This is a genomic window from Nocardia implantans (assembly GCF_035544775.1).
GTDB classification, from domain to species: Bacteria; Actinomycetota; Actinomycetes; order Mycobacteriales; family Mycobacteriaceae; genus Nocardia; species Nocardia implantans.
The window spans coordinates 179,594-193,914 of sequence record NZ_JAYKYQ010000008.1 but is presented as its reverse complement, the minus strand read 5'-3'; the positions used below and the strand labels follow the sequence as shown (position 1 = coordinate 193,914).

Genomic DNA, 14,321 nt, shown 5'->3' with positions numbered 1-14,321 from the left:
GCAGCTCCGTCCGAGGACGTGGATCGGCATGGCGCGGCCGAGCACGCGGAGGACGTGGCCCAGACCGGTGAACTCCGCCCGGACGCGGACGCCACTGCGCGGGCCCGCGAGGCGGTGGTCGCCGAGGACATCGCGACAGACCAGAATTCCGGGCCAGCCGAGAAGCCTCCGGTCGGGGAGAACTCTGCGGTCGCTGAGAAAGCGGTCGCTGCGTCCGGCGAGAACGCGGTGGCTGAACACGCGGCCGTTGCCCCGGACTCGGTCTTCGCTCAGGGCGGTGCCGCTATCGCCGACACCGTCCCGAACACGGCGGCAGAGCCTGATCCAGGGGCCACTGCGACGGAGTCGGAAGCGCATGTGAGTTCCTCGCCCGCCGAGCCCGCAGCCGCGTCGAGCGTGACCGGTACGACCGTGGGCCAGGCAGAGGGCACGGCTGCTTCGGTGAGCGATGAGAGTGCCGGTCCCGCGACGTCCGAACCGACGGAAGCGGACGCGGCGGGATCGACCTCATCCGCGGCGCTGAGCAGCGGTGCACCGACGCACGTCGGCGAGTCGAATGCCGTCGGCACGAGCGCGCCGGAATCGGATACCGCATCGAGAGAGTCGGTCGCAGCGGCCGGCTCGGACGCCGTGCCGGCCGGCGCGGTCGAGTCGGCCCCGGCTGAAGCCGTCGCGGCGGAGTCGGCCCCGGCGTCCGACGCCGTGGCGGAGGCGCACGAGTCCGCTTCGTCGTCCCCCACTCCGGGACCGGAACCCACCGCTACGTCGGCCGGTACCGAAGACGTCGATGCGCCATCCGGGGCGGGTGTCGCCGAGGACGAGGCACGGCCGGAGTTCCAGTCATCGCCGCGGAGCTGAGCGGGACAGCCGACCCGTTCGGCACGTCGGCGTTGCGCGCGGCGGTGCTCGCCGCATGGCGTGACTCGCCGACCCGGTTGCGGGAGGACGCCGCCACCGAGAACGACTTGGTTCGCGCGGGTTACCGCGACCGATTGCTGACCGAGTTGGCGCAGAATGCCGCCGATGCCGCGCGCAAGGCGGGCGTGGCAGGGGCCGTCGCGGTCTGGCTCGACGGTCGCGACCTGCACATCGGCAATACGGGTGCGCCGCTGGACGTCTCGGGTGTGCAGGCGCTCACCGCCTTGCGCGCGTCGGGGAAATCCGACGGCGGGACCGTCGGCCGATTCGGCGTCGGTTTCACGGCGGTGCTCGCGGTGAGCGACGACATCGAGCTGCGGTCGGCCTCCGGATCGCTGCGGTTTTCCCGTACCGAAACCCGGGAGGCTCTGCGCGACAACGTGATTCCTTTACCCGCCGCTGACGCGGGTGAATTCGCCCCTCCGGTGCTGCGGTTGGCCTGGCCGATCGAGGTCCGCCCGGCGGACGGTCTCGACACCGAGGTGGTGCTGCGGCTGCGCGCCGACGTTGACGCCGAAGCGCTGCTGGCCGCGATGCACGCCGAAGCCGTCGATCTGCTGCTGGAGTTGCCAGCCTTGGGGCGCATCCGGATCGGCACGGCCAAATTCGTCAGCAGTGCCGAGGATATGGGCGACGGCCTGCACGAGGTCTACGTCGACGGCCCAGGCAGCGAACAGCGCACCTGGTGGCAGTACCGCACGCGGCGCGCCCGCTGGCTGCTGCCGGTGCGCGACGGCAGGCCGGTGGCCGCCGCCCCCGACGTGCTGCGGGCGCCGACCAGGTCGGACGAGGAACTGTCACTGCCCGCCTTGCTCATCGCCGATATCCCGATGCAGCCGGATCGGCGCAGGTTGCTGCCCGGCGCGCGGCTCGGCGAACTGGCCGACGGCTACGCGGATTTCGCTCGTGCTCTTCCGCCACGCGACCGGCTCGTGCTGGTGCCGACGCCCGGGTTCGCCCGCAGCGAGGCCGATGGCCTGCTGCGTGAAGCGTTGCTACGCGAATTGCGGACCCGTCCTTGGCTGCCCGTGGTCGCCCCGCACCGGCGCGTTCACTCGGAAGCCGCAATCGAGCGGCTCCCCGCCGATATCGAAGCGCTGGGCCTGCGGGGCTCGGCCTCGGGGACCGAGGCTCTCGATGTGCTGAGCGCATGGTCCGGCACCGAATCAGCCGACGTCACATCGCCTCCTGGCGAACCGGATGCGTTCGCTGTCGCCGCGGCACCGTCGACCGCCGGACCGACGCACCACCAGAACATCGCCGTCCCCACCCGCGCCTACATCTTCGCCGGTCTGACCGCCGAACTGGCCGACCTGCTCGACGAAGTGGTCGGTCCTCTCGTGCTCCCGGACCTGTCCGGGAGCGCGCACGCCGAAGCCATGGGCGTCCTGGACGTGCACCGGCTCGGGCTGGCGCGGCTGGCGGAGTTGTCCGTGGGCTTGGAGCGGCCGCCGAGTTGGTGGCGGTCCTTCTACGCCGCCCTCGAACCGTTCGTGGCGGATCCGCTCGCGGCGGAGGAGTTGGGCGCGCTGGCGGTACCGCTGGCCGACGGCAGGCTCGTCACCGGGCCTCGCACCGTGGTGCTGGACGATCAGCTCGAGGTCGCGATCCCGCTGCACTGGGCGCGGCTGGCGCATCCTGAGGCCGCGCATCCGTTGCTGGCTCGGCTCGGCGCGCGGTCGGCCACCGCCGAGGATCTTCTGACCGATCCCGGCTTGCGCGCCGATCTGGAGGACCACCCGGGCGACCCCGACACCGCGGATGCGATCTTGCGTCTCGCCGCGCATGCCGATCGGGAGGCCCTTCCTTCCTGGCTCGGTTTGCTCGAATTACCCGACGCGCAAGGGGAGTCGCGACCCGCCGACGAACTGCTGTTGCCCGGAGCGCCGCTGCGTGAGCTGCTCGTTCCCGACGCGCCGTTCGGCACGGCAGCCGCCGAACTCGTCGAGCGCTACGGCACGGAGGCGTTGCGCGCCGTCGGCGTCGGCTGGGATTTCGGTGTGCTCGTCGAAGCCGATCCGACCGGCCCCGACCACGACCTGGACGACGAGGAACACTGGTGGTCGACGCTCAAGGAGGACCCACCCGAGCTGGTGGCCGTCCGTGACCTCGATCTGATCGATGACGCCGCCTGGCCGGAAGCGTTGCGGCAGTTGGCCGCATCGCCGCGCACCCGTCGCCTGCTCGCCGACGCCGACGGCTACACCGCGTGGTGGCTGCGCCGGTACGCGCGGGTCGACGGCACTGCGCTGGGGTTGCTGCGCCATCCCGCCGACACCGATTTCGACGGACTGCTCCCGACGTTCACCATCGCCGGTGTCGACCCGGACGCTTGTCGCGCGGTTCTCGCCGACCCAGGGACGATCACCGACGAGTTGGCCGCCGCTTTGCTGGAGGCGCTGGCCGACCCCGTGCGAACACCATCGCCGGACGTGGTTTCGCGCACCCATGCCCGCTTGGCCGCCGCTGTCGCCGCCGGCCTGCTCGATCTCGCCGACCTGCAACCGCCCGATCGCGTGCGCGCGCTCACCGGCGCCGTGGTCGATCCGGAGGACGCGTTCGTCCTCGATCTACCGTGGTTCGGCCTCGCCGTGCCGCCGGATCGCTTGGTGGCAGGCGACACCGAAACGGCATCGTCCCTGGCGGCTCTGCTCGATCTGCCGCTGGTGTCGGAGGTCGTCACCGCCGAGGTGACCAGCACCGGCCGTCGCACGACCTGGGCGGCGGAGCCGCTGGGCGTCGTGCTGCGGCAGCTGTTCACGCTGCCTCCGCAAACGGGTGAGCTGGTGGTGCACCAGAACCTGACGGTGCGGCTGAGCGGTGCGATCGAGACCACGGTCGCGGTGCCCTGGTGGCAGACCGGCTCCGAGGTGCACGTCCGAGCGCCGCGGCGGGACTGAGCCGCGGGTTACTGCGCCGCGTACCCGGTCAGCATCTCGCTCAGCAGATCCAACTGCCCGCGCACGCTCTCGCTGTCGTTGTCCACCAGCCAGCGCAGCACCACACCGTCGATGACGTTCAGGGTGAACCGGCTCAGCGTCTGCACCGGGACCGACCAGGTGTTGCCGGTGGCGTCGCGCGCGTGCTCCAGGATGTCGGCGACCGTGGAGTCGTTGAAGTTGTACTGCTCGCGGGCGATCGCGAGTTTCGCCGGGGTTTGTTCGCCCTCGCGCAACGCGTAAGTGGTCGTTTCGTAAGTGAGCAGCTGTCGTTCCGGAGTGGCTTCGATGTTCAGCCACATCAGTTCCAGACCCGACCGGATCAATTTTTGAAGGGCTTCTTTTCCACTTCCGACGTCCTGCCATACCGTTTCGTTCGCATCGACGGAATCGCGTAATTCCATCGACAACGCTTTGACCAGCTCGGTCATCAGCGCGTCCTTGTTTTCGAAACAGTAATGCACCACACCGAGCGAGACGCCGGCCGCCTGAGCGACATCGCGCGTGGTCACGCCCGCAACACCCTTTTTCTCGGCAAGGCCGATCGCGGCCTCGATAAGGTGGGCCCGTCGTTCTTCGACGCTCAATCGGGAGGACACCCAAGGGAGTTAAGCGCCCACGGCCCCCGCAGTCAATTCATGGGCGGGAAAAATCTGGACTGGACGACTGACCAGTTGTGTGGTTCGCTGCATCCGGACAGAAGGGAGACGGGTATGCCGGTGTCACGCCGAACTGTTCTGACCCGCGCCGCGATCGGGTCCGCCGCGCTCGCGGCCGTGACGGGCACGAGCGACGCACTCGGCGTTCCGGCGGCCGCCGCACCGGATGCCGGCGGTTACGAGATCGGCGTCGGACTCTCCGACATCACCGGCCCGGCCGCCGAATGCGGGATGATGGGCTACTCCCAGCTCGAGCAGCAGACCGCGGGCATCCATCTGCGTCCGCGGGCGCGGGCGTTCATCATCGGCAGCGCCGGGCGGCGGATCGTCTTCGTGGTCGCCGAGAACGGGATGATCTTCCAGTCCGTGCACCGCGGCGTGCTGACCGAACTGGCCCGCCGTTTCGGCGATCGGTACACCGAGCAGAACGTGCTGTTGACCTCGACCCATTCGCACGCGACCTGCGGCGGCTCCAGCAACGACTACGCCTACAACCTGTCCATCCTCGGTTTCCAGCAGCAGGTGTACGACGCCGAGGTGAACGGGATCGTCGAGGCGATCGCCGCCGCGCACGCCGATCTCGGGCCGGGTTCGCTGGCCGTCGGCCGCGCCGAGTTGCGCAACGCGAGCGTGAACCGGTCGCGCGTGGCGTGGGAACTGAATCCACCTGCGGACAAACAACATTTCCCGGACGCCATCGACCCGGCGGTGACCACGCTCGTCCTGCGCAAGGGCGACCGGGTGGCCGGGACCATCACCTGGTTCGCCACCCACAACACCTCCATGACCAACGCGAACCGGTTGATCAGCTCGGACAACAAGGGCTACGCGTCGTTCCGCTGCGAGCACATCGAGCACGGCGTGCGCTACCTGGACGGCAAGCCCGCGTTCGTCGCGGCCTTCGCGCAGACCAACGCCGGTGACATGTCCCCGAACCTGAACCTGCGCCAAGGCTCGGGTCCCACCGAGGACGAGTTCGAGAACACCCGAATCCTCGGCGAACGGCAATACGCGGCGTCCGAGGAGGCGGCGGCCCGGGCCCGTTCGATCTCCGGCCCGGTCGACGGGATGCTGTGCTACATAGATCTCGCCGACATCGCCGTGGACGGCCGTTTCACGCCGGACGGACTACCGCGGCGCACCGCACCGGCCGCGGCGGGTGTGTCGCTGATCGCGGGCAGCGTCGAGGATGGTCCCGGCCTGCCAGGCGGTCCGATTCCGGAGGGCGTGCGCAACCCGTTCCTGGACGCGCTCGGCGATCCCGCCCAGCCCGCTCCGGGCTGGCTGGCGGACGCGCAGGCGCCGAAAGCGATCGCGGTGCCCCTCGGCTTGCTGCCTCCGGTGCCCTGGGTGCCGAATGTGCTGCCGATTCAGCTCGTTCGCATCGGCGAACTCTATCTGGCGGCGGCGGGTGGCGAGTTCACCATCACGTCGGGCCTGCGCATTCGCCGGGCCGTGGCCGCGGCGCTGGACGTTCCGCTGGAGCAGGTGCTGATGCAGGGATACGCGAACGCCTACCACGAATACGTCACCACGCCAGAGGAATACGATTCCCAGCAATACGAGGGTGCTTCGACGCTGTTCGGCCGCTACACCCTGTGCGCCTATCAGCAGGAGTTCACCCGTCTGGCCACGGCATTCGCCGCCCGCAGGCCGGTGCCGCGCGGCCCCGCCCCGCGCGATGTGTCCCAGCTGCAGCCGAACTTCCAGCCGGGCGCGGGGCCGGACGCGGCCGTGCCGGGCCGCGACTTCGGTGACGTGCTGGTGCAACCGCACCCGTCCTACGGCCCCGGAGATCAAGTGCTGGCGGAATTCGTCTCGGCGCATCCGAAACACGACAACCGGCGCAACGGGACCTTCTTGGAAGTGCAGCGCAGGAACGCGTCGGGCGAGTGGGTGCGGGTGGCCAACGAGGGGGAGTGGGCGGTGAAATACCACTGGAGCAAACGCGGGCTCGCGGAGTCGGTGGCTCGGTTCACCTGGGACATCCCTTCGGACGCCGAGCCGGGACGCTATCGCTTCCAGCACTATGCGACCCGTCTGGATCCCGGCGGCGGGCTCTACCCGCTCACCGGCACCACCGACGAATTCGAGTTGGTCCGGGCGTAATCCGCCCTACAAGCCCGTCTGCGCGCCCTTGTCCCCGCGCCGGGCGCCGCGGCGCTGCACCAGGTAGATGACCAGCCCGATCAGTCCGACCACCAACCCCATCAGGCAGACCGGACGCGCCGACGCCCACCGGTCGCCGCCGGCCCACACCACCACGGTGGCGATCAGCCACAGTGCGCTGCCGACCGCGAGCACGGGGCGCGGGTCGGTCAGGCGCGGCGGAAGCTGCGGGACTTTCGGTGTCACGGGTTCAGCCTAATCGGGCCTGCCGGGCGGAGTCCGCCGACCGCGCGGAGCCGAGGTGGTCGGACCATGGCGGGAAGCCGCGACCGGCCGCCATCGGTCCCGTATCGTTTGGCACTGTGACAACGCCATCGGATGTCAGAGCCCTTGCTGGTGAGCTCTCGCTGGCGGTCGTTCGACTGACGCGACACCTGCGCGGCCGTCGGGCCGACTCGCAGATCTCGCTGACCCAACTCTCCGCGCTCGCCACGCTCGCGCGCGAGGGCGCGATGACCCCCGGTGCGCTCGCGGCGAAGGAACGCGTGCAGCCCCCCTCGATGACCCGTGTCATCGCCTCGCTCACCGACCTCGATCTGGTCGAGCGCAATCCGCATCCGACCGATGGCCGTCAGATCATCGTCTCGCTGTCCCCCGCGGGCCGCGCGCTCATCGCCGACGAAGCCAGCGCCCGCGAGGCGTGGATGACCGAGCAGCTGTCGACGCTCACCGAGGAGCAGCTCGTCGTGCTGACCCGTGCCGTGGCGATCATGAAGCAGATCGTGGCGGAATCCGAGTAGCCACCGCAGCAACAGGATTCGCCGCGCGCGGCGTGGATCAGCGCTTGGTCCGGATGATCCCGGCGCCCCACCACAGCAGCCCACCCGCGACGGTCAGCCACAGCACGAAGACCGGATAGACCAGAACTCCGTAATCGTCGGCCCATCGAGGCAGGTGCGGGAGCTGGGTGGCCGCGCCGATGAGCAGCAGCACCCCCACGATCACCGCGATCGGCGCGAGTGGCGCGGTGTCCGAGTCGGCCCTGCGGGCGGTTCGGTCGGTCATGGTGGAGCCCTCCTGCGCGGTCGGCTCGGCGCCCGCTCGGGACGCTGTGGGCACTGGAAATAAATCAGTTACCTTCTAGCTAACCATCGCACGGGGGTGTGACTTCGTTAACAGTCTGTGATTCAGATCACAGTACTGTCGCGATGCGGCGTGGCTCGCCGTCCCCGCCGCCCAGGGCGTAAACCCCGGTTGAGCTGCCGCTATTGCGCGCCGAACGGCCGGTCGCTGTCCACGATCTCCCGTCCCAGTGGGAACAGCGAAATCGGTATGAATTTCAGGTTGGCCCACCCGAACGGGATGCCGATGATCGAGACGAACAGCGGAATGCTGGTGAGCAGGTGCCCGAGCGCCAGCCACCAGCCCGCGACGACGAACCAGATGATGTTGCCGATCAGCGAACCCGCGCCCGCGCCCGGCTTCTCCACGGTGGTCCGGCCGAACGGCCACAGCACGTAGGCGGCGATCCGGAACGACGCGATGCCGAAGGGGATCGTGATGATCAGGATGAAGCAGATGATTCCCGCCGCGATGTAGCCGAGCGCCAGCCAGAATCCGGCGAGGACGAGCCACAGGATGTTGAGAACCAACTGGATCGGCTTCATGAGACCAGCATGCCAGGCGGCGCGGCGCGGTGCGCGCCCTCAGAAGAACCAGCCCAGCATCGCGTCCCGCTCCGCGCGGAAGGCGTCGTCGAAGGCACGCAGCCGTGCGGCGTCCTTCGCGCGCAACCGGTTCGCCGCCGCGAAGACCCGGGCGGGATACGCACCGAGATACATGCTCGCGAGCACATCGATGCCGAGTTCGATATCGGGCGCACGGTCGGTCGGCTCGCATTCGGCCTGTCCGTTCCGCACGCGCAGTGCGAACGTGCCGCCCGCGTTCCGGAACGGATCGGTCACCGCGAGCGTCACATCCAGGTCGCCGGCGTAAGCGCGCGCCGTCAACGCGGCGGGGACGTCCATCAGGCGCAGCCACAGTCCGTCATAGCGTGCGGTGGTGCGCACCAGCCGGGGATCGGTCAGCAGATAGGGCAGCGGGTCGTGGTCGGTGAGCACGGCATCCACCCGTCGGACCAGATCGAGCCCCAGCAGGGCCCGCCACAGGGCCGCGTGCGCTTCGGTCGTGACCGTCCGCAGTTCGACGACTTCCACCGTCCGCGCCCTGCCGTCCGCGTGGTACCGATACAGCGCGTAGCCGTCGGCGTGCAGGAGCCCGAACAGGGTGGTTCCGCCCTCGCGATAACGCTGTGGATCGTCGAAAACGATGTCCCAGGCCGCCGCCGGACGTACCTGTGCGCCCGGCACCAGCCTGCGCCAGCGGTCGTAGATCGCTTCCGCCGCCGCGCGCAGCTCGCTCGGCGAGCGCAGCGCCACACCGCCTGGATCGGGCGTCGACGGGAGGAATCCGGCGAAGCGCCGGTCGATGCCGACCGCGTTCTCCCGTGTGGCGGTGCCGTAGCCGAACCGGCCGTAGATGCCGCCCTCGCTCGCGGTGAACATGGTCAACGGCAGGCCGGCGGCCTCGACGCGCCGGTGTTGTTCGGCGTACATGGCGCGCAGGATGCCGCGTCGCCGGTGCGTGGGCGCGACGCCGACGCCCGCGATGCCGCACACCCGCACCGTTCGCTCGCCGGGCACGGTCACCGTCATGGTGGTGGACTGGGCGTGCCCGACGACCTCTCCGCCGTCGACCGCCACGATCGCGCTCTCCGGCGGGAACAGCAGCGGATATCGTTCGGCTTCGGCCGGGTCGGAGCGGGTGCCGAACGAGGTCTCCAACAGGGTCGTGATCGCGGGCGCGTCGTGCGCGGTGGCCGACCGAATGGTGATTCCCGGCGGGGTCATGCCTCGACCATCCCACCTCGCATACCTGCCCGCACCGCATTTTCGCGGTCCGCGACCGCAGGGCGAACACCGATTCGGACCCGGCCGCGGCCGCCCGGCAGGATGGAGCGGTGGCCGAAGTGATCGACATCGATGACCCCGCCGACCCACGGGTCGACGATTTCCGCGATCTCAAGTCGGCCGATCGCAGGCCAGATCTGCCCGGCCGCAAAGGCCTGGTGATCGCCGAGGGCGTCGTGGTGGTCCAGCGCATGCTCGATTCGCGTTTCCAGCCGACCGCGCTGCTCGGCGTGGAGCGCAGGCGCGCCGAACTCGCCGACGACCTGGTGACCGTCGACGTGCCGTACTACCGCGCCACGGCCGAGGTGATGGCCGAGGTGGTCGGGTTCCACCTCAACCGCGGCGTGCTGGCCGTCGCCCGTCGCCCCGCCGAACTCGGCATGAACGAGGTGCTCGAGAAGGCGCGCACCGTCGCGGTGCTGGAAGGCGTCAACGACCACGAGAATCTCGGCGCCATGTTCCGCAACGCCGCCGGGCTGGGAGCCGACGCGATCCTGTTCGGTGACCGCTGCGCCGATCCGCTCTACCGCCGCGCCGTCCGGGTGTCGATGGGACATGTGCTCCGGGTGCCGTTCGCGTCCGTACCGGATTGGCCGGGTGGCCTGGATATACTGCGGCGCAAGGGATTCCAGATCATCGCCCTCACGCCCGATCCGGCGGCGGCGAATCTGGCCGCTGCGATGACGGGGGAGCGGGTGGCGTTGTTGCTCGGAGCCGAGGGGCCGGGACTGACCGAGGAGGCCATGCGGGCCACCGACGTCCGCGCGCGCATCCCCATGACGCCAGGCACCGATTCGCTCAATGTCGCGACCGCGGCCGCGATGGCGTTCTACGAGCGGGTGAGGACGGCGTGACCGAACCGTACCGGCCCTATCGGTCCTATCAGGACCCGACGCCGTGGGGCGCTGGCCTCACCGTGGCGTTCATGGTGGCGCTGCTTTCTGCGGTCGCGGTGTATTCCTTCGGGGCCGCGCTGGCCGAAGTGCATCCGTTGCTCGCGGTGGCGGTGAATCTGGTCGCGGCCGGCGGCGCCGCGCCCACCGCTTGGCGCTGGCGATTCACCCCCGTGACGCGGTGGGTGATCGGCGGCGGTGTGGCGGGCGTGCTGCTCGGATGGGTCGTGCTGGTGCTGGAGGGATTGTTCGGCTGAGGCGTACCTCCGCCTTCGCTCCGGCCGTGCGCGTTGTGCGTACCTCCGGTGTTCGCTCCGGCGGCGCGCGTTGTGCGTACCTCCGGTCTTCGCTCCGGCGTGCGCGGTTTGTCGGCGGACGGTGTCCGGCTGCACTGAGACAGCGCCGCCCGGGGCACGGCGAAGCGGCTAGCCGACGGGGTCGTGTCCGCTCAGCCAGCCGAACAGGCCGCGCTTGCGCGAAGTCGTGTGTGCCCCGCCATCGCCTGAGCCGCGCACCGGCGAGGCGGGCAGCTTGCCCTTCGGGTGCAGCGCGAACTTGCAGATGGGGATGTCCCCTGGCCCGAGCGTGCCGGGCGCGGCGGGACCGCGGTAGTGGAAGCCGAGCCATTCGTTGTTGGCCGCGTCGGCGAAGTCGGGCGGATCGAACGGCAGCGACTGCGGGTCGGGCAGCTCGCCGGCGCGCCAGCGCACCGGATGTTCTCCTGCCCAGTAGGACCGCTCCCACACCAGCGGAAGTCCTTCGTCCTCCAGGATGTGTACCCGCGTCGAGCTGAACGACCTGCGGAACTCGCCGCGCTCCCAGTGCGCGAACGCACCCCAGCCGTGCTCGATGTCGAACGACACCAGATAGGTGTGTTCCGAGGCCAGCGGGCGCACCAGCAATGCCGGGATCTCGGTCGGGCGGATGCGCGCGGCCTGCGCCGAGCACAGCACCGTCACGCCGGGAAAGCAACCGATGCAGACCTCGTCGCTCGCCGGGCCCGCGCAACCCGCCAGCGTGCCTGCCAGGATCGGCTGCACGTCGCGGTCTTCGTGCAGTTGCTTGGCCAGTGCCAGTGCCGCCTGGGGATCGGGATTACGGCTCGCGCGCAGTACTGCCAGCGGGTCCGGTGCGTCGACGTACCAGAGCGACCAAGCCTTGGATAGCATTCCGGCACCTCCCGATAGTCACACGAATCAACTCCGCGAACTTCGAGCAACGCACGACGGCGTAGACCGCGGCACCGCTGCGGCCACCGTCGGCGCCGACGCTCGTCGACCCACCGAAAATCTACTCGCCTCGCTCCGGCCTCGGTGCGGCTTCGCACCGTGAACACCGGTTCGTGACCGCTGATTTCACGCGCTCATCAAAGCCGGGCGAACCCGGGAAGCGCGCTACCGCGCCCCCGATCGGCGCGAAGAAGACCCGCGGTGGCGGGGGCGCTCAGTGACCCGAGCTGCGCACCCCGAGCAGCACGTCCTCCCAGGACGGCATCGGGGCCTTGCCGCGCTTGCTGCGCGTCGGCTTCGCCGGAGCCTTGGCCGCGGGCTTCGCGGGCTCCTCGGTCGCGGCGGGCGCAGGCGCGGCGGTGTCGGCGGGGGTGGCCGCAGTCGCGGCGGCCCCGTTGGCGGGCGCCGCGTTACCGGCGGCGGGAGGCGTGGCAGCGGCCGTCGCCGGCGCCGGCGCCGGCGACGGCGACGGCGCGTTGCCCGCCGGGATCGCGGCGGCGCTGCCACCGGCCGCGACGGCCCGCTGTTCGTAGTACTCGTCCAACGTCGGCTGGCTCTGACGGCTCGCGGTGCGCGCGGGCGGCGCGGCCGGGGCTGGACGCGGTTCGGCCACCGGCTCCGGCTGCGGCGCGGGCTCGGGTTCCGGCGGCACGATCGTGGCCAGCCCGCGCAGCGCGCGTCCGAAGTCCGGATCGATCAGGTCGGAGGCCGGGTCGTCGAGCGGAGAGACCGAGCCGCCGTGTGCGTCCGGCTGGTAGCGCCAGTGCGCCGCGATCTCCGATCGCCCGTTCTGCCACTGCAACTGGGCGACCCAGTAACCCTTCTCGTCCTTCCACGCGTCCCATTCGGCGCCCTCGATGTTGTGCCCGCGCGCGGTGAACGCGGCGGTGACCACATCGATGAGGGTGTCGACGGCGGGACCGTCGGGGCGGACCGGGTGGGCCTTCTGGGCGAGCTCGGCGGCGCGCGCTCGCTCCAGCAGCACCGGATAGGCGAATCGCTCGACGCGACTGGCCGGCATTCCGGATTCTTCGGTGACCTGTTCGACGGAGGCCCCTGCACGAATACGGGCCTGGATATCGCGGGGACGCATAGTTGCTTCCATTTCGATCTCGATCTGGCCGAATCGGGCAAGGTCTCCGCGCGCGGCGGCTCGCAGTTTGTCGTCGGCGGGCAGCCGGAACTTCTGACCGGACTCGGTGTCGATGCACACGATGTGCGTGGAGTCGGGCGTCACCCCGATCACTCGAAGTTCACGCACCGTTACCTCCTTATCGCGTCGACTCGCGACACCGCCCACTTTCCGAAACAGTAGTGCACATCTGAGATTCATGGGGCAGGACACGCGGCACGGAAATCTCCTCGGAGATGTCCGTGCCCCGCTAATCTGCTCTGTTCGATCCGCTTTGGCTAATTCAGCGGCGTGTCGATCCCGGGCGTGTTGCGCGCTCCGGACCGAGAAATGCGGCGCTCAGCCGAGATTCTGCACGACCCAATCGATGGAGCGGGTCAGCTGGCTGACGTCGTCCGGATCGATCGCGGGGAACATGCCGATACGCAGCTGGTTGCGGCCGAGCTTGCGGTAGGGCTCGGTGTCCACGATGCCGTTGGCGCGCAGGATCTTCGCGACCGCGGCCGCGTCGACCGAGTCGGCGAAATCGATGGTGCCGACCACCTGCGAGCGGTGCGCCGGGTCCGTGACGTACGGGGTGGCGTACTCGCTCGACTCCGCCCAGGAGTACAGCCGCGAGGAGGAGTCCAGCGTGCGCTTGACCGCCCAGTCCAGGCCGCCGTTGTGGTTGAGCCACTCGATCTGGTCGGCGAACAGCAGCAGGGTGCCCAGCGCCGGGGTGTTGTAGGTCTGATCCTTGGTGCTGTTGTCGATCGCGATCGGCAGCGACAGGAAATCGGGCGTCCAGCGGCCCGAAGCCTTGATCTCATCGACCCGCTCCAGCGCGGCCGGGCTCATCAGCGCCACCCACAGGCCGCCGTCGGAGGCGAAGCACTTCTGCGGAGCGAAGTAGTAGACGTCGGCGTCGGTGATGGTCACCGGCAGGCCGCCCGCGCCGGAGGTGGCGTCGATGGCGATGAGCGCGTGCTCCGAGCCCGCGGGACGCCGCACCGGGATGGACACGCCGGTGGAGGTCTCGTTGTGCGCCCAGCCGATCAGGTCCGCCGACGGGTCCGACACCGGCTCCGGCGCGCTGCCCGGCTCCGCCGAGACCACGATCGGGTCGCCGATGAACGGGTTGCCCTTGGTCACGGCGGCGAACTTCGAGCTGAACTCACCGTTGGTCAGGTGCAGCGAACGCTCCCGGACCAGGCCGAAGGCCGCCGCGTCCCAGAACGCGGTGGTGCCGCCGTTGCCGAGCACCACCTCGTAGCCGTCCGGCAGGCCGAACAGCTCGCGCAGGCCGGAGCGCACGCGCGCCACCACGTCCTTGACCGGTTTCTGCCGATGCGAGGTTCCGAACACCGAGGCGCCGACGTTCACCAGCGACTGCAGCTGCTCCGGGCGCACCTTGGAGGGGCCGCAGCCGAACCGTCCGTCGGCGGGCTTGATGTCGTCGGGAATGGTCGGAAACGCAGAGGTCATGGCCAACAG

Annotated in this window: 13 protein-coding genes; 5 read left to right on the top strand and 8 right to left on the bottom strand. The window is 69.9% G+C overall.

Annotation, left to right across the window (positions count from 1 at the left end; translation table 11 throughout):
- The first annotated feature begins 902 nt into the window (after positions 1-902).
- Complete coding sequence (locus U3653_RS20045) at positions 903-3,818, top strand: sacsin N-terminal ATP-binding-like domain-containing protein (RefSeq protein ID WP_195078234.1); 2,916 nt, start codon at positions 903-905, stop codon at positions 3,816-3,818.
- A gap of 8 nt (positions 3,819-3,826) precedes the next feature.
- On the opposite strand, the gene U3653_RS20040 is transcribed toward U3653_RS20045, so the two are convergent.
- Positions 3,827-4,444 (bottom strand): TetR/AcrR family transcriptional regulator, encoded by a 618-nt coding sequence (locus U3653_RS20040; RefSeq protein WP_228827672.1) that lies wholly within the window; start codon positions 4,442-4,444, stop codon positions 3,827-3,829.
- Positions 4,445-4,570: 126 nt separating this feature from the next.
- On the opposite strand from U3653_RS20040, the gene U3653_RS20035 reads away from it, so the two are divergent.
- Positions 4,571-6,625 carry a neutral/alkaline ceramidase gene (locus U3653_RS20035; protein ID WP_195078235.1) on the top strand — a complete coding sequence of 685 codons (2,055 nt, stop codon included), beginning with the start codon at positions 4,571-4,573 and terminating at the stop codon, positions 6,623-6,625.
- A 6-nt stretch (positions 6,626-6,631) separates the two neighbouring features.
- Here the strand turns inward: U3653_RS20035 and U3653_RS20030 are convergent, their stop codons facing one another.
- On the bottom strand, positions 6,632-6,871 hold the full coding sequence (locus U3653_RS20030; RefSeq protein ID WP_195078236.1) for a DUF2530 domain-containing protein: 240 nt from the start codon (positions 6,869-6,871) through the stop codon (positions 6,632-6,634).
- Positions 6,872-6,987: 116 nt separating this feature from the next.
- On the opposite strand from U3653_RS20030, the gene U3653_RS20025 reads away from it, so the two are divergent.
- Positions 6,988-7,425, top strand: a complete 438-nt coding sequence (locus tag U3653_RS20025) for a MarR family winged helix-turn-helix transcriptional regulator (RefSeq protein ID WP_043686798.1) — start codon at positions 6,988-6,990, stop codon at positions 7,423-7,425.
- A gap of 37 nt (positions 7,426-7,462) precedes the next feature.
- Here the strand turns inward: U3653_RS20025 and U3653_RS20020 are convergent, their stop codons facing one another.
- The 3 genes from U3653_RS20020 to U3653_RS20010 form a co-directional block, all read right to left on the bottom strand.
- On the bottom strand, positions 7,463-7,690 hold the full coding sequence (locus tag U3653_RS20020) for a hypothetical protein (RefSeq protein WP_195078237.1): 228 nt from the start codon (positions 7,688-7,690) through the stop codon (positions 7,463-7,465).
- A gap of 200 nt (positions 7,691-7,890) precedes the next feature.
- The gene (locus tag U3653_RS20015) at positions 7,891-8,292 is read right to left on the bottom strand and encodes a YccF domain-containing protein (RefSeq protein WP_195078238.1); all 402 of its coding nucleotides are present in this window, start codon (positions 8,290-8,292) and stop codon (positions 7,891-7,893) included.
- A gap of 39 nt (positions 8,293-8,331) precedes the next feature.
- Positions 8,332-9,534 carry a GNAT family N-acetyltransferase gene (locus U3653_RS20010; RefSeq protein ID WP_195078239.1) on the bottom strand — a complete coding sequence of 401 codons (1,203 nt, stop codon included), beginning with the start codon at positions 9,532-9,534 and terminating at the stop codon, positions 8,332-8,334.
- Between the two features lie 110 nt (positions 9,535-9,644).
- Here U3653_RS20010 and U3653_RS20005 point away from each other — a divergent pair, with 110 nt between their 5' ends.
- Positions 9,645-10,448, top strand: coding sequence for a TrmH family RNA methyltransferase (locus U3653_RS20005; protein ID WP_195078240.1), 804 nt, complete (start codon positions 9,645-9,647; stop codon positions 10,446-10,448).
- Positions 10,445-10,744 (top strand): DUF2537 domain-containing protein, encoded by a 300-nt coding sequence (locus tag U3653_RS20000; protein WP_195078241.1) that lies wholly within the window; start codon positions 10,445-10,447, stop codon positions 10,742-10,744. The genes U3653_RS20005 and U3653_RS20000 overlap by 4 nt, the downstream gene beginning before the upstream one ends.
- A 168-nt stretch (positions 10,745-10,912) precedes the next feature.
- On the opposite strand, the gene U3653_RS19995 is transcribed toward U3653_RS20000, so the two are convergent.
- The 3 genes from U3653_RS19995 to serC form a co-directional block, all read right to left on the bottom strand.
- Positions 10,913-11,656, bottom strand: coding sequence for a DUF6928 family protein (locus U3653_RS19995; protein ID WP_195078242.1), 744 nt, complete (start codon positions 11,654-11,656; stop codon positions 10,913-10,915).
- A 274-nt stretch (positions 11,657-11,930) separates the two neighbouring features.
- The gene (gene sepH, locus U3653_RS19990; RefSeq protein ID WP_195078243.1) at positions 11,931-12,977 is read right to left on the bottom strand and encodes a septation protein SepH; all 1,047 of its coding nucleotides are present in this window, start codon (positions 12,975-12,977) and stop codon (positions 11,931-11,933) included.
- Positions 12,978-13,187: 210 nt separating this feature from the next.
- On the bottom strand, positions 13,188-14,312 hold the full coding sequence (gene serC / locus U3653_RS19985) for a phosphoserine transaminase (RefSeq protein ID WP_195078244.1): 1,125 nt from the start codon (positions 14,310-14,312) through the stop codon (positions 13,188-13,190).
- Between the last annotated feature and the right edge of the window lie 9 nt (positions 14,313-14,321).